Origin of the sequence: Streptomyces sp. NPDC048606 (genome assembly GCF_040650855.1) — a bacterium.
Classification (GTDB): Bacteria; Actinomycetota; Actinomycetes; order Streptomycetales; family Streptomycetaceae; genus Streptomyces.
Genome location: NZ_JBEZIB010000003.1, coordinates 224,988 through 250,610, shown reverse-complemented (window position 1 = coordinate 250,610; position 25,623 = coordinate 224,988). Strand labels below are relative to the sequence as shown.

Annotated in this window: 24 protein-coding genes; 15 read left to right on the top strand and 9 right to left on the bottom strand. The window is 73.2% G+C overall.

What is annotated here, in order from left to right; all coding sequences use genetic code 11:
* Positions 1-60 precede the first annotated feature (60 nt).
* From AB0D01_RS05265 to AB0D01_RS05255, 3 genes are all read left to right on the top strand, one after another.
* Positions 61-1,179, top strand: coding sequence for a helix-turn-helix domain-containing protein (locus AB0D01_RS05265; protein WP_363053657.1), 1,119 nt, complete (start codon positions 61-63; stop codon positions 1,177-1,179).
* Positions 1,180-1,315: 136 nt separating this feature from the next.
* Positions 1,316-1,651 (top strand): hypothetical protein, encoded by a 336-nt coding sequence (locus AB0D01_RS05260; protein WP_363053656.1) that lies wholly within the window; start codon positions 1,316-1,318, stop codon positions 1,649-1,651.
* 55 nt (positions 1,652-1,706) lie between these two features.
* Positions 1,707-1,928, top strand: coding sequence for a hypothetical protein (locus AB0D01_RS05255; protein WP_363053655.1), 222 nt, complete (start codon positions 1,707-1,709; stop codon positions 1,926-1,928).
* A gap of 128 nt (positions 1,929-2,056) precedes the next feature.
* On the opposite strand, the gene AB0D01_RS05250 is transcribed toward AB0D01_RS05255, so the two are convergent.
* A complete protein-coding gene (locus tag AB0D01_RS05250; RefSeq protein WP_363053654.1) occupies positions 2,057-2,464 on the bottom strand; it encodes a hypothetical protein in 408 nt (135 codons plus the stop codon).
* A 162-nt stretch (positions 2,465-2,626) separates the two neighbouring features.
* Here AB0D01_RS05250 and AB0D01_RS05245 point away from each other — a divergent pair, with 162 nt between their 5' ends.
* The 4 genes from AB0D01_RS05245 (at position 2,627) to AB0D01_RS05230 (ending at position 7,655) form a co-directional block, all read left to right on the top strand.
* Complete coding sequence (locus tag AB0D01_RS05245; protein ID WP_363053653.1) at positions 2,627-3,454, top strand: hypothetical protein; 828 nt, start codon at positions 2,627-2,629, stop codon at positions 3,452-3,454.
* Between the two features lie 86 nt (positions 3,455-3,540).
* Positions 3,541-5,538 carry an FUSC family protein gene (locus AB0D01_RS05240; RefSeq protein WP_363053652.1) on the top strand — a complete coding sequence of 666 codons (1,998 nt, stop codon included), beginning with the start codon at positions 3,541-3,543 and terminating at the stop codon, positions 5,536-5,538.
* 156 nt (positions 5,539-5,694) lie between these two features.
* Positions 5,695-6,408 (top strand): hypothetical protein, encoded by a 714-nt coding sequence (locus tag AB0D01_RS05235; RefSeq protein WP_363053651.1) that lies wholly within the window; start codon positions 5,695-5,697, stop codon positions 6,406-6,408.
* A complete protein-coding gene (locus AB0D01_RS05230; protein WP_363053650.1) occupies positions 6,396-7,655 on the top strand; it encodes a HAMP domain-containing sensor histidine kinase in 1,260 nt (419 codons plus the stop codon). The genes AB0D01_RS05235 and AB0D01_RS05230 overlap by 13 nt, the downstream gene beginning before the upstream one ends.
* Positions 7,656-7,734: 79 nt before the next feature.
* On the opposite strand, the gene AB0D01_RS05225 is transcribed toward AB0D01_RS05230, so the two are convergent.
* The gene (locus tag AB0D01_RS05225; protein WP_363053649.1) at positions 7,735-9,822 is read right to left on the bottom strand and encodes a PhoX family phosphatase; all 2,088 of its coding nucleotides are present in this window, start codon (positions 9,820-9,822) and stop codon (positions 7,735-7,737) included.
* 295 nt (positions 9,823-10,117) lie between these two features.
* Here AB0D01_RS05225 and AB0D01_RS05220 point away from each other — a divergent pair, with 295 nt between their 5' ends.
* The gene (locus AB0D01_RS05220; protein ID WP_363053648.1) at positions 10,118-11,719 is read left to right on the top strand and encodes a VWA domain-containing protein; all 1,602 of its coding nucleotides are present in this window, start codon (positions 10,118-10,120) and stop codon (positions 11,717-11,719) included.
* Positions 11,720-11,816: 97 nt separating this feature from the next.
* Here the strand turns inward: AB0D01_RS05220 and aspS are convergent, their stop codons facing one another.
* Positions 11,817-13,646, bottom strand: coding sequence for an aspartate--tRNA ligase (gene aspS / locus AB0D01_RS05215; RefSeq protein WP_363053647.1), 1,830 nt, complete (start codon positions 13,644-13,646; stop codon positions 11,817-11,819).
* A gap of 136 nt (positions 13,647-13,782) precedes the next feature.
* Here aspS and AB0D01_RS05210 point away from each other — a divergent pair, with 136 nt between their 5' ends.
* Together AB0D01_RS05210 and AB0D01_RS05205 are read left to right on the top strand one after the other, a co-directional pair.
* Positions 13,783-16,089 (top strand): SpoIIE family protein phosphatase, encoded by a 2,307-nt coding sequence (locus tag AB0D01_RS05210; protein WP_363053646.1) that lies wholly within the window; start codon positions 13,783-13,785, stop codon positions 16,087-16,089.
* A gap of 77 nt (positions 16,090-16,166) precedes the next feature.
* A complete protein-coding gene (locus tag AB0D01_RS05205; RefSeq protein WP_363053644.1) occupies positions 16,167-17,243 on the top strand; it encodes an AI-2E family transporter in 1,077 nt (358 codons plus the stop codon).
* Positions 17,244-17,312: 69 nt separating this feature from the next.
* On the opposite strand, the gene AB0D01_RS05200 is transcribed toward AB0D01_RS05205, so the two are convergent.
* Positions 17,313-18,284, bottom strand: coding sequence for a pirin family protein (locus AB0D01_RS05200; protein WP_363053643.1), 972 nt, complete (start codon positions 18,282-18,284; stop codon positions 17,313-17,315).
* Between the two features lie 172 nt (positions 18,285-18,456).
* On the opposite strand from AB0D01_RS05200, the gene AB0D01_RS05195 reads away from it, so the two are divergent.
* On the top strand, positions 18,457-18,951 hold the full coding sequence (locus AB0D01_RS05195) for a hypothetical protein (RefSeq protein WP_363053642.1): 495 nt from the start codon (positions 18,457-18,459) through the stop codon (positions 18,949-18,951).
* On the opposite strand, the gene AB0D01_RS05190 is transcribed toward AB0D01_RS05195, so the two are convergent.
* The 5 genes from AB0D01_RS05190 to AB0D01_RS05170 all read right to left on the bottom strand — a co-directional run bounded on the left by AB0D01_RS05190 (position 18,935) and on the right by AB0D01_RS05170 (position 21,997).
* Positions 18,935-19,318: a hypothetical protein gene (locus tag AB0D01_RS05190; protein ID WP_363053641.1), complete on the bottom strand. Its 384-nt coding sequence runs from the start codon at positions 19,316-19,318 to the stop codon at positions 18,935-18,937. The two genes, AB0D01_RS05195 and AB0D01_RS05190, sit on opposite strands and share 17 nt — an antisense overlap.
* A gap of 139 nt (positions 19,319-19,457) precedes the next feature.
* Complete coding sequence (locus tag AB0D01_RS05185) at positions 19,458-20,417, bottom strand: winged helix-turn-helix domain-containing protein (RefSeq protein WP_363053743.1); 960 nt, start codon at positions 20,415-20,417, stop codon at positions 19,458-19,460.
* 31 nt (positions 20,418-20,448) lie between these two features.
* Positions 20,449-20,907, bottom strand: a complete 459-nt coding sequence (locus AB0D01_RS05180) for an SseB family protein (protein ID WP_363053640.1) — start codon at positions 20,905-20,907, stop codon at positions 20,449-20,451.
* Between the two features lie 48 nt (positions 20,908-20,955).
* Positions 20,956-21,159, bottom strand: a complete 204-nt coding sequence (locus AB0D01_RS05175; RefSeq protein ID WP_363053639.1) for a DUF397 domain-containing protein — start codon at positions 21,157-21,159, stop codon at positions 20,956-20,958.
* A complete protein-coding gene (locus AB0D01_RS05170) occupies positions 21,140-21,997 on the bottom strand; it encodes a helix-turn-helix transcriptional regulator (RefSeq protein ID WP_363053638.1) in 858 nt (285 codons plus the stop codon). Before AB0D01_RS05170 ends, AB0D01_RS05175 begins: the two co-directional genes overlap by 20 nt.
* Before the next feature lie 112 nt (positions 21,998-22,109).
* Between AB0D01_RS05170 and AB0D01_RS05165 the strand changes: the two genes are divergently transcribed.
* The 4 genes from AB0D01_RS05165 to AB0D01_RS05150 all read left to right on the top strand — a co-directional run bounded on the left by AB0D01_RS05165 (position 22,110) and on the right by AB0D01_RS05150 (position 25,527).
* Positions 22,110-22,325 (top strand): hypothetical protein, encoded by a 216-nt coding sequence (locus AB0D01_RS05165; RefSeq protein ID WP_363053637.1) that lies wholly within the window; start codon positions 22,110-22,112, stop codon positions 22,323-22,325.
* Positions 22,322-22,729 (top strand): ATP-binding protein, encoded by a 408-nt coding sequence (locus AB0D01_RS05160; protein ID WP_363053636.1) that lies wholly within the window; start codon positions 22,322-22,324, stop codon positions 22,727-22,729. Before AB0D01_RS05165 ends, AB0D01_RS05160 begins: the two co-directional genes overlap by 4 nt.
* 117 nt (positions 22,730-22,846) lie before the next feature.
* Positions 22,847-24,673: an acyl-CoA dehydrogenase gene (locus AB0D01_RS05155; protein WP_363053742.1), complete on the top strand. Its 1,827-nt coding sequence runs from the start codon at positions 22,847-22,849 to the stop codon at positions 24,671-24,673.
* A 113-nt stretch (positions 24,674-24,786) separates the two neighbouring features.
* Positions 24,787-25,527 carry a hypothetical protein gene (locus tag AB0D01_RS05150; RefSeq protein WP_363053635.1) on the top strand — a complete coding sequence of 247 codons (741 nt, stop codon included), beginning with the start codon at positions 24,787-24,789 and terminating at the stop codon, positions 25,525-25,527.
* Positions 25,528-25,623 lie beyond the last annotated feature (96 nt).

Sequence of the window (25,623 nt, the reverse complement as noted above, 5' to 3'; positions counted from 1 at the left end):
TCCGACCGCGCCCCGTCCTCGGGGGAGAATGACGGTTTGCTACGAACCGGAGGGACCGGCGTGACATCTGGGCGGGACATACCCGAGGAGTACCTGGTCGGGTACGCACGGATCCTGACGGCCGCGGAGGCCACCGGCCGCAGACCGCGCCGGGAGGAACTGGACGCCCGACGCGCCCTCGGCGAGAAGGCCGCCGAGGCCGGTTACGCGCTGCGCACCCTGGTCGGCGCGCACCTCTCCGCCACCCGCACGGCGCTCGCCGGCCGCGTCACCCCCGACCACGTGATGGCCGCCGTCGAACAGTGCGTGGACGCCTTCACCGAGGGCTACGAGCGGGCCCAAAGGCTGGCGGTCCGCCAGGAGGAGGCCGCGCGGCGGGAGTTCGTCGACGACCTGCTGCTCGGGCGCAGCGACCTCGGCCGACTCAGCGAACGCGCCGCCCGCTTCGGCCTGCACCTGGCGCACGCGCACGCCGTGGCCGTCGCCCGGGCCGCCGAACCCTACGAGGACACGGGCACGGCGATCCGACGGGTGGAGGCCGCGCTCCGCGCCCGGTTCGACAGCCGCACCTTCCTCCTCTCCACGAAGGACGGCCGCCTCGTCTGCGTGGCCCCGGGCGACACCGGCGAGGTCCTCGCCCACTTCGCCCGCCTGGCCGTCGGCGTCGACGCCGCGGTAGGCGTGTCGGCGGGCACGGGAGGCGCGGGAGCCGGTACGGCGGCGGGCACCGCGCAGGGGCTCGCCGCCGTCGGCCGCCCCCATCCCGGCCCGGGCGGCGTGGTCACCTCGTACGAGGAGGCCCTCGCCGCGCTCGACCTCGCGGACCGGCTCGGCTTCACGGGACCGGTGCTGCACGCCGCCGACCTGCTGGTCTACCCCGTGCTGACCCGGGACCGGGCCGCGATGGCCGACCTGGTGCTGACCGTGCTCGGACCCCTGCGGGCCGGCCGCGGCGGTCCCGGCCCGCTGCTCGACACGCTGACGGCGTACTTCGACTCGGGGTGCGTGGCGGCGGAGGCGGCGCGACGACTGAGCCTGAGCGTGCGGGCCCTGACGTACCGTCTGGAGCGGATCCACCGGCTGACGGGAGCCGACGCGGGCGATCCGGTGCAGCGCTACACCCTCCAGACCGCCGTGATCGGAGCCCGGCTCCTGGACTGGCCGGAGCGCCCCCTGTAGTCCGTACGGCCGGCGGGCCTGAGCCGACAGGGGTGTCTTCGTCCCCCGGTCGGGGGCTTCTCGGGCGTGGCCCGGGAGTCGCCCGGGACACCGGGGCATGCAATCCCCCATGAGCGGTGCGCGGAAGGCACGGACCGTGCCGGCAAGGGTCCTGACGGTGGTCTGCGTCGCCCTGCTGTGCCTGTTCGGCGCCGGTCCCTCGGCGGTGATCGCCGCGACACCGGTGACGGCCGCGGAGTCGCGTCCGTCGGCACCGACCGAACCCGGCGAGGGCCAGGGCGAGACGGGCACCGAGCCCGCCGGACGGGCGACGGCGAGGACCGTCGTCCGCGGGGCGCCGACCGTACGGCGGCTGCCGCCGAGGACGTTTCACGTGAAACACCCGGGCCCGCACGCCCGGGTGGGTTCCCACGGGCCCGGCGGGCCGGTCCCGTCCGGGCGGACGGTGCGGAGCGTGGTCCTGCGCTGCTGAACGGGCCGAGCAGCAGAGCGACCCCCCACACCCCCGAACACCGTGAGGTTCCGCCATGCCCATCGACCCCTACGCCGCCCTGAACGCCATGCTCCGCGCCGAGGCCACCCGCTTCGCCCCGCCGGCCCGGCGCACCGAACCGGCCGAACAGAGCGGGCCCCAGCCCCTGCCGCAGCAGGCGGCCGCGGTGCAGACCGTGCCCGCCGACGCCGAGCCGGGGGGTGAGTCCCCGCAGGCGCAGGCGAAGGCGCAGGCGCCCGTCGACCCGGCCGCGTAGGCCGGCGGCCGGTCCCCCCGGACCCGGATCACCGGCACCCGGCCCCCGCCCCGCGGAACGGGGCGGGGGCCGGCGCCCCGCGGTCGGCGCCCGGCCGGTGCCCCGGCCGGTGCCCCGATCGGCTCCGGTCAGTCCTCCCGCGTGTAGTAGCGGTAGAACGCGGCGATCCCGACGCCCAGGCCGACGAAGAGGCCGACGGTGGCGCCGCGCAGCACCGACTCGTTGGTGAGGCTGTGCAGGTAGCCCGCCGCGATGCCGCCGAACACGCCGTACGCGGCGGCGTGCACCTCGCGCCCCAGCCTGGGCCCGACCTTGGCGAGGGTGAACATGATCGCCGCGAAGAGCGCGCCGCACAGGATCCCGTAGAAGACGTTGCCCGCGTCGACCGGGCCCATCTGACGCTTGATGAAGGCCGCCCAGACCCCGTAGACGAGGCCGAGCAAGAGCGCGCGGACCAGGCGGTTGCGGTCGGTGTGGTCAGCGTTCACGGATGCCGCCGGACGGTGCCGCCGGACGGTGGGTGCCGCGTGTGCCATGGCGGGCTCCTCTCTTCCACCCTCCAGAGCACACCCACCGCAGGGGAGCGGCAAGTGGATCACCCGCCCGGACGACACCCGCACGCACCGCACCCGTACGCACCGCACCCGTACGCAGCACCCCCGCCGGCGCCGGCGGTGACGACGCCTTTCCCTGGTGACGTGCGCACCTACCTCTCGGCCGCCCTCATCGTACTCGTGGCTCTCCTCGTGCCCGCGAGCGCGGTCGCGTACTGGGCCGACCGCGAGCTGGGCGACGTCGACCGCTACACCGCCGCCATGTCCCCCCTCGCCTCCGACCCCGCCGTGCAGAACGTGGTCGTCACGCAGGCCGGCCGCGCGCTGGCCGGGCAGATCGACGCCGGGCCCTTCCAGGGCGGCGTCGAGGCACTCGTCGACGAGGCCCTGCGGTCCTTCGCCGGCACCCCGGCCTACCGCACGGCCTGGGACGCCGCCAACCGCGCCGCCCACGCGGCGTTCCTGCACGCGCTCACCACCGGTGACGGCGACGCCGTCACCCTCGACCTCGCGCCGGTGATCGCCCGGGTCAAGGAGGAACTGGTGACGGGCGGGGTGCCGTTCGCCGACCGCATCCCCGAGACCCACCTGTCCGTGAAGGTCATGGAGTACGACGACCTCGGCTCGCTCCGGAAGGCGTTCCGCATGCTCCAGATCGCCGGTGTCTGGCTCCCCGCCCTGACCGTGCTGCTCGCCGCGGCGGCCGTCGCCGTCGCCGTCCGCCGCCGGCGGGCCGTCGTGGCCACCGGTCTCGGGCTGGCCGTCGGGGCCGTCCTGCTGTGGATCGCGATCGCCCTGTGCCGCCGCCTCACCCTGGACGACCTGCCCGCCGACGTCGACCGTCAGGCCGCCGCCGCCGTCTACGACGCGCTCACCGCGTTCCTGCGGAGCACCGCCTGGCTGGTCCTCGCCGTCGGGCTCGCCGCCGCTTCGGTGGCCTGGCTGACGGGACGACTGCGCAACACCCCATAAGCTCGGAACATACCCATCCTCCGCCTAGCTCCCCAGAACGACCGATTCGCGAGCGGTGACACGGAAGCCGGTGACACGGAAGCGGAATGACCACCGAACGACGCACCGAGCACATACCGTCCGGGCGGCCCCGGCCCCGGACGCCGGCCCCACCCTCCTGGCTGCTCGCGGGCCTGCGCCCGACGGGAGCCCCGGTCCCCTGGGCGGCGGCCGTCCGCGCCGGCGTCGCGCTCGCCGCGCCCCTCGCCGTCGGCTTCGCCCTCGACGAGCCCGAGTACGGGGCGCTGGTCTCCATGGGCGCCCTGTCCGGGGTGATCGGCGACACCGCCGACGCCTACCGGATGCGGGTGCTGAACATCGGAGTCCCGCAGCTGTTCGGCGCGGTCGGCGTGGCCCTCGGCACCCTGGTCTTCGGACACGGCTGGCTCGCGGTCGGCGTCCTCACCCTGGTCGCCCTCGTCTCCGGCATGATCTCCTCGATCGGCACGGTCGCCTCCGTGTCCGGGCTGCTGCTCCTGCTGAACGCCGTCGTCGGCGCCGGACTGCCGATGCCCCGACCCTGGTGGACGGCCCCGCTGTTGCTCACCGCCGGCGGCCTGTTCGTCCTCCTCCTGACCCTGCTGGGATGGCCGCTGCGCGGACGACAGCCCGAACGGGTCGCCGTGGCCTCCTGCTACCGGGCCCTGGCCGACGCCCTCGAAGCCGCCGGCGGACCGGCCGCGCGCTACGAGGAACACCGGCAACGGGTGACGCAGGCCCTCAACCAGGCCTACGACCTCATCCTGGGCCGCCGCGCCCGGGTCCACGGGCGCAGCCCCACCCTGGTGCGGATGCTCGCCCAGCTCAACGTGCTGATCCCGCTGGTCGAGGCCGCCCCCGCCGCGCACCTGCGGGGCCGCCCGCTGCCCGCCGCGATCCCGGCCGCCGTACGGGACCTGGCCGACGCCGTCGAGAGCGGTCGCACCGCGACCCCCTCCCTGGTCCTGCCCCCGCCGCACACCCCGGCCGAGCGGGCCATGGACGCCGCGCTGCGGCACGCCGCGAAGATCGTGCACCTGCCCGAGCCGGACCCGTACAACGTCGACGACCGCCTCGGCCGGCCCGCCGCCCTGCGGGTCCGGGCCCGGCGCGGGGTGCGCGACATGATGCTGTCCGGATCCTCCTGGCGCTACGGACTGCGCCTCGCCCTGTGCATCGGACTCGCGCAGTCCCTGGTCTCCCTCGTCCCCGTGGAGCGTTCCTACTGGGTGGCGCTGACCGTCACCTTCGTCCTCAAGCCGGACTTCGGCTCGGTGTTCTCCCGCGCCCTGCTGCGCGCCCTGGGCACGGCGGGCGGGCTGGTCCTGGCCGCCGCCGTCCTCGCCGAGGTGCCGCGCGGCTGGTGGTCCGTCCCCGTGATGGTGGTCCTCGGCGCGCTGATCCCGGTGTTCTCCGCCAAGGGGTACGCCTTCCAGACCGCGGCGATCACCCCGGTGATCCTGCTCCTGTCGGACCAGCTCAACCACCAGGGCTTCGACCTCATCCGGCCCCGGCTGCTGGACAGCCTGATCGGCTGCGCGATCACCCTGATCGCCGGCTACCTGCTGTGGCCCGAGAGCTGGCGCACCCGCATCGGCGCCCGGCTCGCCGACACCGTGGACGACGCCGCCCGCTACGTGGAGCGGGCCTTCGCCCCCGTGGCGGACGAGGCGGAGCTGAAGGCCGCCCGGCAGGCCCGCCTCCAGGCCCGCCGCAGGATCTACCGCGACCTGTCCGGGGTGCGCAGCGAGTTCCAGCGGGCCCTGACCGAGCCCCCGCCGACCGGGGCCCGCGCGGCCGCCTGGTGGCCGCTGGTGGTGGCGGTGGAACGCGTCGTGGACGCCACCACGGCCGCCCGGGTCCGGGTCAACCACGGCGCCGAGCCGCCCGCGCCGGCGGAGGTCGAACGGATCACGCGCGAGCTGCGCGGCCTCGCGGCCGGCGTGCGGACCAGCACCACCCCGGTACGGGTCGAGGTGGAGCCCCCCGAGGACCCGTCGAGCGTCCTGGCCCCCGTCCACCAGGAGGTGGCGGCGGCCCGCGCCATCTCCCGCCCCGAGCCCTGAGCCCGTCCGGCGCCCCGGGCCCGGGCGTCCCGCCGGCTGCCCGTTCGGCGCCGGCCACCGGTCCGACCCGGCCCCGAGCCCCGAGCCCGTCCCGCCCCGTCGCCCGAACGGCCCACGGGCCGGGCCGGGGCGCCGCCGGCGGGTGAGCATCGGTACATGCACCGCGCCTCGGCCGTGATGGTCCTCGCCGCCGTAGTGGCGGGGGCGACGGCCGGGTGCGCCGACGTCGAGGGCCTCAAGGACGACGGCGACCTGGGCACCGCCCACGCCCCCCAGACCCTGTGGAAGGACGTCCGCCCCTCCGCACCGCCCCCCGGCCAGGAATCGGGCACGGCCGCCGTGGTCCCCGGCCTGCCCGAGGTGACGGGCGGGGACATGCGCGGCGTCGACGCGCTCGCCGTCGTACGGGCCGACATCACCTCCGCCGCGGAGCAGGACGGCGGCACCGGACGCCTCGTCGACCCCCGGGCCGTCCAACGCCTCGCCCTGTGCACCGACGCCCCCGACGGCGGCCCCGACTGCCCGGTGCGCCCCGCGGCCCTGCACGACGTGACGGGCGACGGCAAGGCCGAACTGATCACCGCCCTCGACGTCGACGGCCGGATCAGCGAGCTGCGCGTCTACACCGTCCGGGCCGACGGCGCCGTCACCCGGATCCTGTCCCGGCGCGGGGTCCTGGAGGGCGTGGAGGTCGCCGCCGAACACCTCGCGGTCCGCGAACCCACCTCGAACCCCCGCTACATCTCCGTCTCCGACTACGTCTGGGACCCCAAGGCCGGGATCATGAACCTGTCCCAGCTCACCCTCGACGAGTGCCTCGCCCTCTCCGACACCCCCCTGAGCCCGGACCGGTCGCGATGCGCCCGATGAGCGGCCTGCGCTGGAAGATCTCCCTCACCACCACTCTGGTGTGCTGCCTGGTGGCCGCGGCCCTCGGCATCCTCGTGCACAACGTGGCCGCCCGGCAGATCGTCGGGGAGGTCCGCAAGGACGCCGACCGCGACCTCGACCACGCCCTCGGCCACTACGAGTACGGCACCGCGCACGGGGACGTGAACGTCGCCCTCGACCCGCCCGGCCTGCCCCCGCCCCTGAAGGCCCTCGTCGCGCGCGGACGCACCGGCAGCATGGTCGGCGTCCACGACGGCGAGCCCGTGATGTGGGCCGCCGGCCCCGCCGACCGGCACGCCCTCGCGGTCTGGATCCCCTACGAGAACACCCGCACCCGGCTGCGCGACATCGACGCCGCCATCCTGGCCTCCTCCGTCCTCGCGGCCGGTGTGGTCGCCCTGGCGGGCCTCTTCCTCGCCAACCGGATCAGCCGCAGGCTCGCCACCACGGCCGCCGTGGCCCGCCGCATCACCGCCGGCGACCTGGACGCCCGCATCGGCCTGCCCGCCGACGACGGCCCCCGCCCGCGCCGCTACCGCGACGAGGTGCGCGACGTCGCCCAGGCCCTGGACTCGATGGCCGCCTCGCTCCAGGAACGGCTGGAGGCCGAGAAACGGTTCACGGCGGACGTCGCGCACGAGCTGCGCACCCCGCTGACGGGATCGCTGGCCGCCGCCGCCCTGCTGCCCGAGGGCCGCCCCAAGGAGATGATCAACGACCGGTTGAAGGCCCTGCACCTGCTCACCGAGGACCTGTTGGAGATCTCCCGGCTGGACTCCGGCGTCGAACGCGCCGACCTCGCCCGGGTGGAACTGGGCCGCGCCGTACGCCGGGCCGTGGCCGCGACCCGGCTGCCGGCCAAGGTCCGGGTGGTGCGGGACCTCGTCGTGCTGACCGACCGCCGGCGCCTGGACCGGATCCTGGCCAACCTGCTCGTCAACGCCCACAAGCACGGCCGACCACCCGTAGAGGTGACGGTGGAGGGCCCGGTGGTCGTACTGCGCGACCACGGGCCGGGCTACCCCGCCGAGCTGATCGAACAGGGCCCGAAGCGGTTTCGCACCGGCGATCCCGGCCGCGGCCGGGGACACGGCCTGGGCCTGACGATCGTCATGGGCCAGGCCGCCGTCCTGGGCATCGAGCCGGTCTTCTCCAACGCCCCGGACGGGGGCGCGGTGACGACGCTGCGCCTGCCCGTCGGCCGCCTGACGGACGACGACGCCTGACGGACGACGACGCCTGACGCGGCGCCCGGCACCCGCGGGACGGGTGCCGGGAGCCGGATGCCGGATGCCGGTCGTCGGATCAGACGCCGATGTTCTTGCCGTCCTTGCGCCACACCGACACGACCGCCGGGCGCACGAGCTTGCCCGGACCGTCGGGCCACACCGACTGCGGCTTCTCGACGGAGGCCCCGTCGATCTCGCCCGGGTGCTGCACCGACACCAGCACCCGCCGGTCCTGGATCAGCGGACCGCAGGTCTCGGCGCCGCGCGGCACCGTCAGGAACTGCTTCAGCTCACCGCGCCGGTCACCGGCGGTCGCGACGCCGAACAGGCCGTCGTGGGAGCCGAGCTGGTTGCCGTCCGTGGAGATCCACAGGTTGCCGTGCGGGTCGAAGGCCACGTTGTCCGGGCAGGAGATCGGGCTGACCCGGTCCTTCGGGAAGCCCGCGAAGTAGGTGGCCGGGTCGTTCGGGTCACCGGCGACCAGGAACAGCCTCCAGGCGAAACCGTCTCCGGCCGGGTCGTCGAAGTTCTCGGCGAGCTCCAGGATCTGCCCGTGCTTGTTCAGGTTGCGCGGGTTGGGCTCGGTGGCGCCCTCCTTGCCCGGCTTGCCGCGGTCGGTGTTGTTCGTCAGCGCGACGTAGACCCGGCCGGTGCGCGGCGACGGCTCGACGTCCTCGGGGCGGTCCATCTTCGTGGCGCCCACCTTGTCGGCGGCCTGGCGCGTGAAGACGTACACCTCCTCGGCGGTCATGCCCTCGACGTGCGAGACGTTGCCGGTGGCGAGCTTGATCCAGACGCCGGAACCGTCGAACTCGCCGTCCGAGGGCAGCTTGCCGGAGCCGTCGACCTCGCCGGCGGGGGCGTCACCGGTGAGCTTGGCGACGTAGAGGGTGCCCTCGTCGAGCAGCGTCAGGTTGTGCTCCTTGGCCGCGCGGGAGTCGCCCCTCTTCATCCGCTTCGAGGAGACGAACTTGTAGAAGTAGTCGAAGCGCTCGTCGTCGCCCATGTAGACGACCGGACGGCCGTCCTCGGTCAGCCGGGGCTGCGCGGCCTCGTGCTTGAAGCGGCCGAGCGCGGTGCGCTTGCGCGGGACCGAGTCGGGGTCGTAGGGGTCCAGCTCGACGACCCAGCCGAAGCGGTGCGACTCGTTGGGCTCCTGCGCCACGTCGAAGCGCTTGTCGAACCGCTCCCACTTGCGCTCGGTGGCGCCCGAGGTCACGCCGTAGCGCTTCAGACGGGCGGCCTGCACGGGGTCGGTGACCTGGCCGGCGTTGGCGAAGTACTGGTTGAAGTTCTCCTCGCCGTGGAGGGTGGTGCCCCACGGGGTGGTGCCGCCGGCGCAGTTGTTGAGGGTGCCGAACACCTTCGTGCCGGACGGGTCGACGGAGGTCTTCAGCAGGGCGCCGCCGGCGGCCGGACCGGTCATCCGGAACTCGCTCTTGGTGTGCAGGCGCCGGTTGAGCCGGTGGCGGGTGACGGCGGCCAGCCGGCCGCTGCGGTGGTCCTCCTGGACGACGACCACGGACAGGCCGTGCGCGGCCCAGGCGATCTCGACCTGCTCGCGGGTCGGGTTGGCCGGGTCGTAGCCCTTGAACATGAGGTTCTCGTCCGTGTACTCGTGGTTGGCCACGAGCAGCTGCTGACGCTCGTAGTCCCCGCCGAGCGGGAGAAGGCTCAGGAAGTCGTTGTTGTAGCCGAACTGGCCCGCCTGCGCGGCGGCGGTCTGCCGGTCCGCGTTGAAGGCCGGGGCGCCCTTGACGATCGGCTCGCCCCAGCGGATGACCACGTTCTGCTCGTGGCCCTCGGGGACGGTCACCTTGTCGTCGGTGTTCGGCGCGACGGACTTGAAGCGCAGGCCGCGGGCGGCCTCGCCGGAACCGCGCTTCGCGGCGTCGACCGGGTCGGCCGGCGCGGCGGTGGCGCTCGGGGCGCCGCCCGCGCCGAGGGTGACCGCGGTGCCGGCGGCGGTCGCGACGGTGACGACGGCGGCGGAGCGCAGCATCGAGCGGCGGGAGTAGGCGCGGGCTATGACGTCGCCGGCGTACTCGTTGTCGCTGGTGTTGGGCACCTCGTGGAAGCAGGCGTCTCCACAGCGGTAGCGGCAGGTGAGAGCGGAACGGCCGCTCCCATGCGGGTTGCCGAGAAGCGGCAGGAGCTTGCGCACGAGGTGTCCTCCGGTAAGTGCACGGCGCCGACAACGTGTCGGTAGGAATCCAGCCGCGACGCTAGGGCCGGGTTGCGCCGATGCGGCGGCGCGGGGATGAACGCTGGATGAACCCGGCACGGCGGAGGGGCAGTTCACCAGGCCGAACCGGTTGCCTGGGGGGCCGGGCGCCACGAAAGGCGCCCCTGCCGAAGTTCCAGCCAAGGGGCCGATAACCTTACGTGTCCACTCTGGGCAGGGATCAACCGCGCAGCACGGACAAATGACGCACGCACTCATGCGAAAGGCCTGGCCCATGGGTATTCGGAGCTTGTTGCGCAAGGTGTTCGGCCGGTCATCGGAACCGGTACCCGAGACGTCCGACGCCTCTACTGCGGCCGTACCGAACCAGGCGGAACGCACCCCCCTGGACGCGGCGGCCGAGCTGGTGGCGGCGTCTTTCGACAACCCGACCGTTCCGCCGCAGTCCGCTCCGCGCGACCGCGAGCCGGGGACGTTGCTCACCGCCCCCGCGACCACCTCGGACCCCACGGTCCCCGAAGCCCGTCGCCCGGTGACGCCGGCGGCGGCCGAGAGCTCCGGCCGGGCCACGCCACCGGCCGCCCGGCCCGCCGAGCCGGCACCCGCTTCGGTGGCCGAAACCGAACCCCCGGCCGCGGGTGCCGCCGAGGCGGCCGTCGATACCGAGGTGCCGGCCGAGGCCGAGGCGGAGCCCGCCCCGCAGCCGGCGGCCGAGGCCGAGCCCGCTACGGAAGCCGCTCCCGCCGCGCAGGCCCCCGTGGAGGTCGAGGCGACGACCGCCCCGCTCACCGAGCCGCTGCCCGAGGCGGAGGCCGAGCCCGCTGCGGAGCCCGTCGTGGCATCCGAGCCCGAGGCCGCCACCGAGCCCGTTGCGGAGCCCGTCGCCGAAGCCGTCGTGGCATCCGAGCCCGAGGCCGAGGCCGCCCCCGTCGCCCCGGCGGAGGCCGTCACCGAGCCGGAACCCGCACCGCAGCCCGAGCCCGCCGCCGAGGCCACCGCCGAGCCGGAGGCCGAGCCCGCAGCCGAGCCGCAGCCGGAAGCCGCTGCCGAGCCGGAGCCCGAGACCGCCCCCGAGGCCGTCACCGAGCCCGTCGCCCCGGCGGAGCCCGAGGCCGTCACGGCCCCCGAGGTCGGCGTGGAACCCGCCGCCACGGCGGAGGCTGCCCCCGAGGCCCCCGAGGCCCCCGAGGTCGACGGCGACGCGGGCGCGCCGCAGGGGCCCGCCCTCGCCGCGGCGGCGGTCCGGCGCCGGGCGCCGGGGGTGTCGTCCGCGTACAAGGCCGCCGGCCAGGTGCTCCGCACCAAGGGCCGGGCCGGGGCCCGCGCGAAGGTGTACCTGGTCCTCGACCGGTCCGGTTCGATGCGCGGCTTCTACAAGGACGGCAGCGCCCAGCACCTCGCCGACCACGCGCTCGGCCTGGCCGCGCACCTGGACGAGCGGGCCACCGTCCACACGGTGTTCTTCTCCACGGAGGTCGACGGCGCCGCCGAACTGACCCTGGACGCGCACGACGCGACCTGGGTCGAGGCCCGCCACGGCGAGCTCGGCCGGATGGGCCGCACCAGCTACCACGTGGCCGTCGAGGCGGTCCTGGCGCGCTACCGCGAGGACGGCGGCACGGGCCCGGCCCTGGTCGTCTTCCAGACGGACGGCGCCCCCGACAACCGTCAGCCCGCCCGGCAGGCCCTCGCGGACGCCGAGGCCTCCGCACCGGAGGTGTTCTGGCAGTTCGTCGCGTTCGGCGACGACGACGCCAAGGCCTTCGACTTCCTGCGCAAGTTGGACGCCGCGAACGCCGGCTTCTTCCACGCCGGACCCACCCCCACCGAGCTGACCTCCGCGGCGCTCGCCAAGGGCCTGCTCCAGCGGTTCTGAACCCGTACGCGGCGAACCCGTCAACGCCGAAGGCGGCGCCCCCTCCACCCGGAGGGGACGCCGCCTTCGGCGTTCAGGATCCTGCCCGACCGACGGGTCAGCCGCGCGGCGAACCCGCGTCCGGCGTGACCGCGTCCGACACCGGACGCTCGGAGGCGGCGGCCTTCGTCTCGACCGGCTTGCGCAGCGCGATGTTCAGCTCGCGCAGGCGGGTCTCCTCCAGCACCGTCGGGGCGCCCATCATGAGGTCCTGGGCGTTGCCGTTGAGCGGGAAGGCGATGGTCTCGCGGATGTTCGGCTCGTCGGCCAGCAGCATCACGATGCGGTCGACGCCCGGGGCGATGCCACCGTGCGGCGGGGCGCCGAGGCGGAAGGCGCGGAGCATGCCCGCGAACTCGCGCTCGACGGTCTCGGCCTCGTAACCGGCGATCTCGAAGGCCTTCAGCATGACCTCGGGCTCGTGGTTGCGGATGGCGCCGGAGGACAGCTCGATGCCGTTGCAGACGATGTCGTACTGCCAGGCCAGGATGTCGAGCGGGTCCTTCTCCTCCAGGTCCTTCATGCCGCCCTGCGGCATCGAGAAGGGGTTGTGGGAGAAGTCGATCCTGCCGGTCTCCTCGTCCTTCTCGTACATCGGGAAGTCGACGATCCAGCAGAAGCGGAAGACGTTCTCCTCGAACTGGCCGGCGCGCTTGGCGGCCTCGACCCGGACCGGGCCCATGATCTTGGAGACCTCGTCGAACTCACCGGCGCCGAAGAACACCGCGTGCCCGGCCGCCAGGCCCAGACGCTCGGTGAGGACCTTGACGTTCTCCTCGGTGAGGAACTTGGCGATCGGGCCGGTCAGGGCACCGTCCTCGCCGACGCGGACCCAGGCCAGGCCCTTCGCGCCGAGCGAGATCGCGTACTCGCCGAGACCGTCGAAGAACTTGCGCGGCTGGGCGGCGGTGTCCGGGACGGCCAGGGCCCGCACGTGCTTGCCGGCGAACGCCTTGAACTCCGAGCCCTCGAACACGTCGGTGATGTCGACGAGCTCCAGCTTGGCGCGCAGGTCGGGCTTGTCGTTGCCGTACTTCAGCATCGACTCGCGGAACGGGATCCGCGGGAAGGGGGAGGTGACCTCGCGGCCGTTGCCGAACTCGGTGAAGAGCTCGGTCATCAGGCGCTCGATCGGCTGGAAGACGTCCTCCTGCTCGACGAAGGACATCTCGACGTCGAGCTGGTAGAACTCGCCCGGCGAACGGTCGGCGCGGGCGTCCTCGTCGCGGAAGCAGGGCGCGATCTGGAAGTAGCGGTCGAAGCCGGAGATCATCAGCAGCTGCTTGAACTGCTGCGGCGCCTGCGGCAGGGCGTAGAACTTGCCCGGGTTCAGGCGGGAGGGGACGACGAAGTCACGGGCGCCCTCGGGGGAGGTCGCGGTGAGGATCGGGGTCGCCATCTCGTTGAAGCCGAGGGCCACCATCTTCGAGCGGATCGACGCGATGACCGCCGAGCGCAGCATGATGTTGCGGTGCATGCGCTCGCGGCGCAGGTCGAGGAAGCGGTACTCCAGGCGCCGCTCCTCGTTCACACCGTCGTCGGTGTTGATCGTGAAGGGCAGCGGGGCGGCCGCGCCGAGCACCTCGACCTCGACGGCCTCGATCTCGATCTCGCCGGTGGGCAGGTCGGGGTTGACGTTCTCGGCGCCGCGGGAGACGACCTTGCCGTCGACCCGTACGACCGTCTCCTTGGACAGCTTGTCCAGGACGGCGGCGGCGGCGGTGCCGGGGCGGGCGACGAGCTGCGTGATGCCGTAGTGGTCACGCAGATCGATGAAGAGGATGCCGCCCAGGTCTCGACGATTGTGCAGCCAGCCGCTCAGCCGGACGTCGGAGGCGACGTCGGAGGCACGGAGCTCGCCGCACGTGTGGGACCTGTACCGATGCATCAGTCATCCAGTTCTACGCGATACCAGGGTGGATTCAACCGTCCCAAGGTTACCGTCCGGGCGCGCCGCCGTGCGGGCGCGCCCGCACGGGCCGGTGAACAGGCAGCTCCGACGGTTGACCTGTAAAGATGACCACGTGCGCACCGAGGACGTCCTGGCCGCCATCGCGACGGGTCTGTGGCGATGGGACAACGCCTCCGGGAAGGTCACCCTCGACGGTGAGGCCGCCCGGTTGCTCGGGCTGCCCCCCGAGCCCGTGACCCTGCCCGAGGTCGCGGTCCGCTCGCGCTTCCACCCGGTGGACTGGAACGAGATCAACGGCATCGTCACCCTCGCGGTCGCCGAGGGCACCCTCGCCGAGGCCCGCCTGCGGATCATGGACGTGGACGGGCGGGTCCTGCGCACGGTGCGCAGCCGCTCGAAGCCGGTGGAGAACCGCGCCCCGGACGGCCGGGTCGACTACGAGCTGATCGGCACCATCCAGGAGATCGCCGAACCCCAGCCGGGCACCACCGCCGCGCACACCCCCATCACCGGCGACTGGCGGCGCTCGCGCGAGGCCTTCCTGCTGGACGCGGGCCGGGCCCTGGCCGAGGCCCGCTCCACGGCGGAGGTGCTGCGGGTGGCGGCCTCGCTGTCCATGCCGGGCTTCAACCCGGACGGGCTCGCCGTCTTCGGCATGGCGGGCGAACGCCTGTCGGTCATCGGCCACCACGGGCACGGCCCCGGGGACGAGGGCCCCTTCGCCAGCATGGGCGTGGACACCGACTACCCGGCGGCGGAGGTCGTCCGGACCGGACGGGCGATCTACCTGCCCACGCCCGAGGACTACAAGCGGCGCTTCCCGGCCACCTGGCCGCTCGCCCAGCGCTTCGGCCGCAGCTCCTGGGCCTTCCTGCCGCTGATCGTCGCCGGGCGCACCATGGGCGCCTGGATGGCGGCGTTCAGGCATCCCGTGACCTTCTCCCCCGACGAGCGGTCCGTCCTGACCACCGTCGCGCGGATGCTGGCGCAGGCCCTCCAGCGGGCGGGGGTGGCCGAATCCGAACGGGAGCTCACCACGGGCCTCCAGCGGTCGATGATGCCGCAGCTCGGGCCCGAGATCCCCGGGATGACGATCGCCGCCCGCTACGTCCCCACCGGCGGCGGGCTCCAGGTCGGCGGCGACTGGTACGACATGATCCCGCTGCCGTCGGGCCGCTTCGCGCTGGTGATCGGCGACGTCCAGGGGCACGACGTACGGGCCGCCGGCCTCATGGGACAGCTGCGGATCGCCGTCCGCGCGTACGCCTCCGAGGGCCACCGGCCCGACGCCGTCCTGTCGCGGGCATCCCGCTTCCTGGCCGGGCTGGGCGCCTCCCAGGACGGCACCGGCCCGCGCCCCGGCACGGGGGCGGGCGGCGGCGCCGGGGCGCCGGACGGGGAGGACGACCCGGACTTCCACAGCCCGCGCTTCGCGACCTGCCTCTACGTGGAGTGCGACCCGCGGACCGGCCTGCTGGAGGTGGCGCGCGCCGGGCACCCCGATCCGGCGGTGCGGATGGCCGACGGCACCGTCCTGATGCGGCCGACGGCCGGCGGGCTGCCGCTCGGCATCGTCCCCGACACCGACTACCCGACGACCCGGTTCACGCTGGAGCCCGGCGAGACGATGATGCTGTGCACCGACGGGCTCATCGAGACGGGCGGTCACGACCTCGACACGGGCTGGGCGCGGCTGCGCGCGATCCTGGAGACGGAGGTCCCCGACCCCGCCGGCGGGCCCGGCGACACCACCGCCGCCGAGGGCCACGACCACGGACCGGGCACCGCCGCCCGGGACGCGGCGCGCCTCGAACGCCTCGCGGACCTGCTGGTCCAGGCCGTCCACGGCCCCTCCTCGCACCACACCACCGGCCCCCTCGCGGACCGCCGCGAGGACGACATAGCCGTGGTGCTGCTGCGCCGCGAGGCCCCGGACCGCGGCCGCGGCGACCGGCCCCCGCACGCGACCCGGCCCGCCCGGCGCACCATGCTGACGGTGGCGCAGGCCGAGCCGGAGCGGATCGCGGGCGCCCGCCGGCAGGTCGGGGAGCTGCTGCACGACTGGGCCGACCCGGAGCAGGTGGACGCGGCGGTGCTGATGGTCTCCGAGATGGTCACCAACGTCCTCGTGCACACCGACGGCGACGCCCTGCTGATGGCGGAGGCCGTGGGCGAGCTGGGCGCGCGCCGGCTGCGGGTGGAGGTCGCCGACGGCAGCGACGAGCTCCCGCACAAGCGCCACCCGGGGGAGATGGCGTCGAGCGGGCGCGGGGTGCTGCTCATGGAGATGCTCGCCGACACCTGGGGCGTCGACCCGCGCGGCGAGGGGAAGTCGATCTGGTTCGAGCTGCACGAGCGCTCCAAACCGATCGAGACGGACATCGAGACGGAGATCGAGACGGACGACGGAACGAGGTAGCGGCCCCGCGGGCCGGGGGGCGACCCGTCATCCGGCATCCGGCATCCGGCAAGCCCGAAAGGTAGGTGGACGCGGCCATGACGACCCCTCTGCTGCCCGAGCCGGTACGGCGCGCGGCGGCCTGGTGCGCGGTGCTGCTGCTGGCCGGCGGTGTCCTCGCCGTCGGCGTCTGGCTGTGCGTGGTCTTCAAGAGCGTCGTGACGCCCGTCCTGGTGGCCGTCCTCGGCACCGCGCTGCTCGGTCCGTTGCACCGGCGGCTGGTGCGCATGGGGGTCGGCCGGTCGCTCGCCGCGGCGATCACCTGCCTCGCGGTGATCGCCGTCGTCGGCGGGGCCGTCTACGTGGTCACCCTCGCGCTGATCGAGACCGGGGACCAGATCATCGCCTCGCTGACGCGGGCCGGCGCGAGCCTCGCGGAGCACTTCGGGGCGGCGGGCACCTCCCTGGAGGACCTGGCGGCCAACTCCAAGGAGCTGCTGGCGAAGTTCGGCGGTACGGCCGCCTCCGGCGTGGTCGCCGGGATCAGCGTGGTCGGCAGCATGATCGCGACCGCGCTGCTGGCCCTCGTACTGATCTTCTTCTTCCTGCGGGACTCCGACCGGGCCGTGGGCACGCTGCGGGCGATCGTCCCGAGCCGGTCGGGGGACCTGATGGAGGCGATGGGCCGGCGGGGCTTCGAGGCCGTCGAGGGCTTCATGCGCGGCACCACCTTCGTGGCCCTCGTCGACGCCGTACTGATCGGGGCGGGGCTGCTGGTGCTGCGCGTGCCGGGTGCGCTGGGCCTGGCGGCCCTGGTGTTCGTGACCGCCTACATCCCCTACCTCGGCGCCTTCCTCTCCGGCGCGGTGGCGGTGCTCGTCGCCCTCGCCGACCGGGGGTGGATCATCGGCCTGTGGGCGCTGGGCCTGGTGGTGGCGGTGCAGATGATCGAGGGGTACGTCCTCCAGCCGATGGTGCAGAGCCGCACCGTGCAGATGCACCCGGCGGTGGTGATGCTGGCGATCACGGCCGGGGCGAGCGTCGCCGGGATCCTGGGCATGCTGCTCGCGGTGCCGCTGGCGGCGGCCGGGTTCGGGGTGGTGTCGGAACTCCGGGGCCGCTACGCGCCCCCGCCTCCCGGAACACCGCCGGCCCCGGCCCCCCGGCACTCCTGACCGTCCCGCGCCGGGCCGTCGATCCCCCGATCGACGGCCCCCGACGGGCGCTGGCGGCCCCTGACGGGCCTACAGCCCGTTCTCGGACATCCCGTGCACGGCCGGGACCGTGCCGAGCCGGCCCTTCTGGAAGTCCTCGAACGCCTGCTGGAGTTCCTCGCGGGTGTTCATGACGAACGGGCCGTAGTGGGCCATCGGCTCACGGATCGGCTGCCCGCCGAGGAGGACGACCTCCAGGTCCGGGGTGTGCGCGTCCTGCCGCTCGTCGGCCCGGACGGTCAGCGAGCCGCCGGCTCCGAAGACCGCGGTCTGACCGAGGTGGATCGGACGGCGCTCCGCGCCGACCGAGCCCTTGCCCGCCAGCACGTAGGCCAGACCGTTGAAGTCCTCGCGCCAGGGCAGCGTGATCTCCGCGCCGGGCGCCAGCGTCGCGTGGACCATCGTGATCGGCGTGTGCGTGACGCCGGGGCCTTGGTGGCCGTCGAGCTCACCGGCGATGACGCGCAGGAGCGCGCCGCCGTCGGGGGAGGTGAGCAACTGGACGGAGCCGCCGCGGATGTCCTGGTAGCGCGGCGCCATCATCTTGTCCTTGGCCGGCAGGTTCACCCACAGCTGGAGGCCGTGGAAGAGACCGCCCGAGACGACGAGGTGCTCGGGCGGCGCCTCGATGTGCAGGAGGCCGGAGCCCGCGGTCATCCACTGGGTGTCACCGTTGGTGATGGTGCCGCCGCCACCGTTGGAGTCCTGGTGGTCGAAGATCCCGTCGATGATGTACGTGACGGTCTCGAAGCCGCGGTGCGGGTGCCAGGGGGTGCCCTTCGGCTCACCGGGCGCGTACTCCACCTCACCCATCTGGTCCATCATGATGAACGGGTCCAGGTGCTGGTAGTTGATCCCCGCGAACGCCCGGCGCACGGGGAAACCCTCGCCCTCGAAACCGGTCGGCGCGGTCGTGACGGCCAGCACGGGGCGGGACACGGCCTCGACCGGCGCGGCCACGCGCGGAAGGGCCAACGGGTTCTCAACAGTCACTGCGGGCATGGTCAGGACCTCCTTCTCGGTTCGAGTTTAGTTGAAACTCGAACTTTCTGCCACACCCACACAACAGCGCACCCGCCCGGGCGATTCCCGAGCGGGTGCGTGGGCCGCGACGCGCCTGTGACCAGGCGTTTTCGGCCATGTTCCGTTGTGTTGAGACGTACGCGTCAACCAGATGGGGTCCGGTGCGGTCTTCCCGGACATGGAGGAGACCCACACCCCCGAAGCCGCCGAGACCCCCGACTCATCCGACGGGTCCGCCGCATCCGCCCCCGACCGTCGGCGGCGGGTGCCCGCCGCGGTGGTCGCCGTCGGCTGGGCCGGCCTGGCCGCCGCCGGGATGACGGCCGCCGGGTACGCGGCCGACCGCTGGGCCGCGACCGGCCTGCCGATGGAGCCCCTGCCCGGCTCGCCCTGGCCCTGGCTGACGGCCTGGGCGGTCCTGACCTTCCTCGCCGCCCTGCTGCTCCAGTGGGCGACCCACGGGATCGACTACGACGGCCGCTGGGGGCTCGTCGCCCTCCCCGGCTTCGCCGGCGTCCGCCTCTCCCTGGCCCACCACCCCGACCCGGTGCTCCTGTACGGGTACGGCCTGGCCGCCCTGGCCCTCGGTGCGGCGGGCATCGCCTGGTGGCGACGGCGCCGCACCGGGGCTACCGGTCGGCGATGACGATCGAGTTGATCGGCGAGAGGTTCTCCGGCCAACCGTCCCCCGGACGCATCTTCGGCAGGCAGTCGGTGCCGTTGGAGTTGCGGCACAGCGCCACCGTCCAGCCGGCCGTCTGGTTGTTGTAGACGATGTGCTGCCCCTCCCAGCCGTAGATCCGGTGGACGCCCCGGCTCCAGAACGTCTTCGACGGCGCCTGGTACCAGTTCGTGCCCGGGTAGAAGCAGACCGCCCCCGACGGGCAGCCGAACGAATCGGCGGCCTGCGCGGGAGCCGCCGCCAGGATCCCCGTGCCCAGCACCAGCGTCGCGCCGGCCGCCAGGGCGGCGACCCTCGTACGGATCGATGACGTGGACGACGTACGGGCCATCACTGCCTCCTCGGTAGGTGGGCGGAGGATTCCCCCGTGGATCCCCCGCCCCGGCGATACTGCGCCGCGCGCCGCCCGGGCCGCGATCCTTTCGGCCGTGCCCGAAAGCTTCGGCCGCCGCCCGCCTCGGCCGCCCGCCTCAGCCGCCGCTGCGCAGCAGGTCGACCCCCAGGCCCGTCGCCGCGTGGAGGACCGCCTTGCCGTCGCGCCGCGTGGTGATCAGCCCGGCCGCGCGCAGGGTGCGGGTGTGCTCGGAGACGGACGGCAGGCTGATGTCCAGGTCCCGCGCGAGCTCGCTCGTCGTGCGCCCGCCGACCAGCGCCTGGAGCAGCGCCGCCCGCGTGCGCCCCAGCAGCGCGTCCAGCGCCCCGCCCGCCGTCCCCGCGTCGACCAGCGGCAGCGGCGTCAGCGCCGGGTACAGCAGCAGGGGCGCGCCGTCCGGTCCGTCGGGCCCCTCGGCGAGCAGCGGTCGGCCGGTCCAGAAGGGCGAGGGCATCAGCCGCAGGCCGCGGCCGCCCAGGTGCACCTCGTAGGCGGGCGGGCCGTCGAACTCCAGCACCGTGCCCGTCCAGCGGGCCGAGGGGTGGGTGCCGGCCAGGCAGGCCTTGATGCCGTGGGCGGCCAGGAGCCGGGCGCGCCAGGCGACGTCGGCCCGGAAGGCCTGCCGTATCCGGGGCCAGTGCGGGGCGACGAGGGCGGTGTGGGCGGTGCGCAGCGCCGCGTCGAGGTGGTCCCAGGCCTCGCGGTCGCCGTCGCTCAGGGCGCGTACCCACCCGGGGCCGCCGGGGGCCCGTCCGGCGGTGGTGTGCCACTGGTCGGGGGTGAGGCGGGCGCCGGCCCGCCGTACGGCGGCGAGGCCCTCCTCCAGGTCGCGCGCGTACGGTTCGACGAACTGCGGGTTCTGGCCGTCGGGTCTCAGGAGGTCCAGCAGCGGGCGGACGGCGCCGGGCAGTTCACGGCCGACGCGGGTGCGCCAGCGGCCGAAGACGGCCCGTTCGTCGGTGCGCTGGGCGGCGACGAGCGTCATGGCCAGTTCGACGAGCGGCAGCGGTTCGGGGGCGAAGGTGACGTCGAACAGGTCCTCCGCCGTGAAGTGCACCCTCAGCAAACGCCCGCCCCCGCCCGCCCGGCTAGCCGTACATGCGGCGCATCGCGAAGTCGACCATCTGCTCGACGGCCTTCGCGTCGAAGACCATCCGGTGGTCGCCCTCCATGTCGAGGACGAAGCCGTATCCGGTGGGCAGGAGGTCGATCACCTCGGCGCCGGTGATCACGAAGTACTTGGACTCCTTGCCGGCGTACCGGCGCAGTTCCTTGAGCGTGGTGAACATCGGGATGACCGGCTGCTGCGTGTTGTGCAGGGCCAGGAACCCGGGGGTGTCGCCGCGCGGGCAGTAGACCTTCGAGGTCGCGAAGATCTGCTGGAAGTCCTCGGCGGACAGCGAGCCGGTGGTGAAGGCCCGGACGGCGTCCGCGAGGGAGGGCGGGGACGGCTCCGGGTACAGCGGCGGCTGCTGCGCGTAGCCCTGCGGGGGCTGCTGCGGGGCGTACTGCTGCTGGGCGCCCGGGTTCTGGTCGTAGCCGTACATGGGCCGAAGCCTACCGAGGCCCCGGGGGCAGGGGAGGCCGAGTTCCGGTCAGCGGGCCTTGAGGGCGGCGACGAAGGGCGCCCAGGCCCCTGCCGACACCAGCAGGACGGGCCCGCCGTGGACCTTGGAGTCCCGCACGGGGACCACCCCGGGCAGGCCGTCGGCCACTTCGACGCACACGCCACCGTCAGTGTTGCTGTAGCTGCTCTTGCGCCAGCGGGCGGCGCTCAAATCAACGTGTCTGCTTGCCATTTCGGTAGTCCTCCGCGGTCGCCTCGATCAGGGCGAGGGACGCCTCCGGTGGTAGTGCGGCAGCCCTGAGCAGATCGTACGACCTTTGGTAGCGCTTCACGATGGCCGGATCGTCGACCGTGACACCACTGTGCAGGGACTCCGTGTAGACCAGCGGTGGCGCGTCACCGAAGGTCAGAATCAGGACGGTACCGGCAGCCATGAAAGGGTGCGCTCCACCATTCCACGGAAGGATCTGTGGAACGATCCGTCGCCGCCTCCCCAAGACCGCTACACGGTTGAGCTGTTCAGCCATGCCTGCCGGCGGAAGGACCGGCAGCGTCAGCAGCGACTCGTGCAGGATCACCCAGTACTCGGAAGCCCTTTGGTCGTCCCCGAAGAGACGGGCTCGCTCCAGCCGGGCATTGACCTTCGCATCGGTCTCCGCCTGGGGCTCCAGCGGACGTTCCGCCCTGAAGAGGGCCCGCGTGTAGGGCTCGGTCTGTAGCACGCCCGGGAAGACGGTCGGGCACCACTCATCGATCGTCTCCGCGAAGCTTTCGGCCTCCAGAACCCTCTCGGCGTACTTGGCCTGGCCGACACTCCGCGCCTTGCGCACGTCCTCGCAGCGCCTCTCGAAGAAGCCGTCCGTCCCCAACACCTGATCCACATGCCGGGCCAGATCCACCGGCATGCGTCGCTGGGCCCGCTCGATCTCGCTCAGGTAACTGACCCCGTAGAAACTGCCGTCCACGGCCTGCTGGAGCGAGAGGCCCGCCGCCTCCCGGCGCCAGCGCAGCTCCTTGCCGTAGAAGGCGGGCACGCTCGCCGAGCCGTCGATGTCCTTGCGTGCGGCCATGTTCGGCCCGCCTTCCACACTTCGTTCAGTGGACCGGGAAACCCTTCCCACGGTAGGCACCCGGGCGCCAGCCTGTGAGGACTTCGTCACAGTCCGCCACGAAAGGCTTGGCATGAGCGACCACCCCCACGACCGCGAGGCGTTCGCGGCCCTCGACGCGCTGCGCACCGCGCTCGCCGCGCACGGGGTCACCCTCCCCTCCCTCGACCTGCACCTGCCGTCCTACGCGGGCCGGTACTCCACCCCGCCCCTGATCGCCCTCGGCAACTGCAACGCGGCCACCGCGCGGCTCCTCGCCGAGGCCCTGACCGCCGGCGGCGGCCGGTGAACGAACTCACGGTGCGGCTGCTCGCGCTGCCCCGCGCCGCCGCCGTGCTGCGTCACGCGGTGCGCGAGCACCTCGGTCCGGACGCCTGCCCCGAGGCGGAGCTGTGCGTCAGCGAGCTGCTGACCAACGTCATCACCCACCTCGGCGAGGGCACCCCCGTCACCCTGCGGATCACCGGCGACGGAAGGGCAACCCGTACGCGGGTCGAGCTCACCGATCCCGACCCGCGCGCGTGGCCCGTGCCGCGTCGGGCGGCCGACGGCGACGAGTCCGGGCGGGGCCTGGCCCTGCTGGAGGCGGTGTCGCTGCGGTGGGGGGTGAGCCCCGCGCCGGGCGGCAAGACGGTGTGGTGCGAGCTGGAGGCGTCGCCCCGGTCCAGTGACCGTCGAGCGTCTCTGGCTTGACCCTGGTCACAGTCGTCAGCGAAGGGTTGATTCTTATTACCCACGGGTAGCATCATGACGTTACCGATTGGTATGTACGAGGAACCTGTCTCCCCGAGCCTTAACGGAGCCGTCGCCATGGGGCACTACAAGTCGAATCTCCGCGACATCGAGTTCAACCTCTTCGAGGTGCTCGGCCGCGACAAGCTGTACGGCACCGGTCCCTTCGAGGAGATGGACACCGAGACCGCCAAGAGCGTCCTCTCCGAGCTGACCCGCCTCGCCGAGAACGAGCTCGCCGAATCCTTCACCGACGCCGACCGCAACCCGCCGGTCTTCGACCCGGCCACCAACACCGCCCCGGTCCCGGCCTCCTTCAAGAAGAGCTACGAAGCCTTCATGGACTCGGAGTACTGGCGCCTGGGCCTGCCCGAGGAGATCGGCGGCACCACCTCGCCCCGTTCCCTCATCTGGGCGTACGCGGAGCTGCTGCTCGGCTCGAACCCGGCCATCTGGATGTACTCCTCCGGCCCGGCGTTCGCCGGCATCCTCTTCGAAGAGGGCAACGAGGCGCAGAAGAAGGTCGCGCAGATCGCCGTCGAGAAGCGCTGGGGCTCCACGATGGTCCTGACCGAGCCCGACGCGGGCTCGGACGTCGGCGCCGGCCGCACCAAGGCCGTCCAGCAGGCCGACGGCTCCTGGCACATCGAGGGCGTCAAGCGCTTCATCACGTCCGGTGAGCACGACATGGAGGAGAACATCCTCCACTACGTCCTCGCCCGCCCCGAGGGCCACGGCCCCGGCACCAAGGGCCTGTCCCTCTTCCTCGTCCCGAAGTTCCACTTCGACTGGGAGACCGGCGAGCTGGGCGAGCGCAACGGCGTCTACGCGACGAACGTCGAGCACAAGATGGGCCTCAAGGCCTCCAACACGTGCGAGATGACCTTCGGCGACCGCCACCCCGCCAAGGGCTGGCTGATCGGCGACAAGCACGACGGCATCCGCCAGATGTTCATGATCATCGAGTTCGCCCGGATGATGGTCGGCACGAAGGCCATCGCCACCCTCTCCACCGGCTACCTCAACGCGCTGGAGTACGCCAAGGAGCGCGTGCAGGGCCCGGACCTGGCGAACTTCATGGACAAGACCGCGCCCAAGGTCACCATCACGCACCACCCCGACGTGCGCCGCTCCCTCATGACGCAGAAGGCCTACGCCGAGGGCATGCGCGCCCTCGTGCTGTACACCGCCTCCGTCCAGGACGCGATCCAGCTCAAGCAGGCCGCCGGCGAGGACGCCTCCGCGGAGATCGGCCTCAACGACCTGCTCCTGCCCATCGTCAAGGGCTACGGCTCCGAGAAGTCCTACGAGCAGCTCGCCCAGTCCCTGCAGACCTTCGGCGGTTCCGGTTACCTCCAGGAATACCCGATCGAGCAGTACATCCGGGACGCCAAGATCGACACCCTCTACGAGGGCACCACGGCCATCCAGGGCCAGGACTTCTTCTTCCGGAAGATCGTCCGCGACCAGGGCGCGTCCCTGAACATCCTCTCCGAGACGATCAAGAAGTTCCTCGCCGAAGGCCCCGGCGGCGAGGAACTCGCCCCCTCCCGCGACGCCCTCGCCAAGGCCGCCGTGGACCTGGAGGCCATCGTCGGCCAGATGATCGTCGACCTCACCGCCACCGGCGAGGACGTCAAGAACATCTACAAGGTCGGCCAGAACACCACCCGCCTGCTCATGGCCTCCGGTGACGTCGTCGTCGGATACCTGCTGCTCAAGGGCGCGGCCGTGGCCGCCGAGAAGCTCGCCGGCGCCTCCGCGAAGGACGTCGCCTTCTACACCGGCAAGATCGCGGCCGCGAAGTTCTTCGCCGCCCAGGTCCTGCCCGGCGTCTCCGTCCAGCGCGCGCTGGCCGAGTCCGTCGACAACTCCCTCATGGACCTCGACGAGGCCGCCTTCTAGGCACCACGCCCTCGCCGAATCGCACGTACGCGGTGTACGTACGCAACGTGGCCGGACCCACCCTGTCGGGGGTCCGGCCACTGTTGTCGGCCGTTCGTGGCACGCTCGTAGACATGAGCCCACAGGAGCAGAACCACAGCAGGGGGTATTCCGTCCCCACCGGGAGGCCGTACGCCCTCAAGGAGCTCCAGGCCAACGTGGGCGCCCTAGGCGACCGGATCAAGGACCTCTACGACGGCGCCCACCCCACCGAGTACGACCCGGTGGCCGACGCCCTCTACGTGGCCTTCCAGACCGCCGCCGGCCTCGCCCCCGCCAAGAGCTACACCGGCTGCCCCGAACACCCCAACGGCGCCCTCGACCCCGAGGCCCCCGAAGGCTGGGGCCGCTGCCTCATCTGCAACGACCGGCGCCGCCTCGGCCGCCGGCTCCAAGGCGGCCGACAGGCCGGCCCCGCCCCCGCCGTCCCCGGCGAACAGCGCCGCCTCGGCTACCCCGTCCCCGAGGGCCCCTACACCCTGGACGTCCTGCGCCGCTTCCTGCGCACCATCGACGAACAGCGCTTCCACCTCACCCTCGGCTCCCCCGACCAGGACTTCGTGCGCCTCGCCGACGACCTCCACCGGGCCTTCATCGTGGCCCGCGAACTGTCCCGGCCGCGCAACGCCTCGGGGTGCTCCGAACACCCCGGCGCGCCCATCGACCCCGATGCCCCTCCCGGCGAGGCCTGTATCTTCTGCGCCGGACGCAAAAGACGCGCGCAGCGCCCGCCGCAGACCCCCGAGATGCTTCCGCGCATCCGCCGGGGCGAGCGCAGGCAGCTCCAGCGCCGTTTCGAGCGTCCGCCGGGCTGAAAATGCCGGGGTCACGGGCCAAACCCCCCGCGTCCCCCAACCCCTTCGGCTATCCGCCGCAGTCCGGCCAAGGCGTACACGACCGTCGTTAAGGTG

What these genes read in the sequence shown, in the direction of transcription:
- AB0D01_RS05175 (WP_363053639.1), bottom strand. Translation starts at nt 21,159, where the DNA reads ATGGCAAGCAGACACGTTGATTTGAGCGCCGCCCGCTGGCGCAAGAGC.
- AB0D01_RS05235 (WP_363053651.1), top strand. Translation starts at nt 5,695, where the DNA reads ATGCACCGCGCCTCGGCCGTGATGGTCCTCGCCGCCGTAGTGGCGGGG.
- AB0D01_RS05170 (WP_363053638.1), bottom strand. Translation starts at nt 21,997, where the DNA reads ATGGCCGCACGCAAGGACATCGACGGCTCGGCGAGCGTGCCCGCCTTC.
- AB0D01_RS05180 (WP_363053640.1), bottom strand. Translation starts at nt 20,907, where the DNA reads ATGTACGGCTACGACCAGAACCCGGGCGCCCAGCAGCAGTACGCCCCG.
- AB0D01_RS05220 (WP_363053648.1), top strand. Translation starts at nt 10,118, where the DNA reads ATGGGTATTCGGAGCTTGTTGCGCAAGGTGTTCGGCCGGTCATCGGAA.
- AB0D01_RS05195 (WP_363053642.1), top strand. Translation starts at nt 18,457, where the DNA reads ATGGGGTCCGGTGCGGTCTTCCCGGACATGGAGGAGACCCACACCCCC.
- AB0D01_RS05190 (WP_363053641.1), bottom strand. Translation starts at nt 19,318, where the DNA reads ATGGCCCGTACGTCGTCCACGTCATCGATCCGTACGAGGGTCGCCGCC.
- AB0D01_RS05165 (WP_363053637.1), top strand. Translation starts at nt 22,110, where the DNA reads ATGAGCGACCACCCCCACGACCGCGAGGCGTTCGCGGCCCTCGACGCG.
- AB0D01_RS05205 (WP_363053644.1), top strand. Translation starts at nt 16,167, where the DNA reads ATGACGACCCCTCTGCTGCCCGAGCCGGTACGGCGCGCGGCGGCCTGG.
- AB0D01_RS05250 (WP_363053654.1), bottom strand. Translation starts at nt 2,464, where the DNA reads ATGGCACACGCGGCACCCACCGTCCGGCGGCACCGTCCGGCGGCATCC.
- AB0D01_RS05230 (WP_363053650.1), top strand. Translation starts at nt 6,396, where the DNA reads ATGCGCCCGATGAGCGGCCTGCGCTGGAAGATCTCCCTCACCACCACT.
- aspS (WP_363053647.1), bottom strand. Translation starts at nt 13,646, where the DNA reads ATGCATCGGTACAGGTCCCACACGTGCGGCGAGCTCCGTGCCTCCGAC.
- AB0D01_RS05200 (WP_363053643.1), bottom strand. Translation starts at nt 18,284, where the DNA reads ATGCCCGCAGTGACTGTTGAGAACCCGTTGGCCCTTCCGCGCGTGGCC.
- AB0D01_RS05155 (WP_363053742.1), top strand. Translation starts at nt 22,847, where the DNA reads ATGGGGCACTACAAGTCGAATCTCCGCGACATCGAGTTCAACCTCTTC.
- AB0D01_RS05255 (WP_363053655.1), top strand. Translation starts at nt 1,707, where the DNA reads ATGCCCATCGACCCCTACGCCGCCCTGAACGCCATGCTCCGCGCCGAG.
- AB0D01_RS05150 (WP_363053635.1), top strand. Translation starts at nt 24,787, where the DNA reads ATGAGCCCACAGGAGCAGAACCACAGCAGGGGGTATTCCGTCCCCACC.
- AB0D01_RS05240 (WP_363053652.1), top strand. Translation starts at nt 3,541, where the DNA reads ATGACCACCGAACGACGCACCGAGCACATACCGTCCGGGCGGCCCCGG.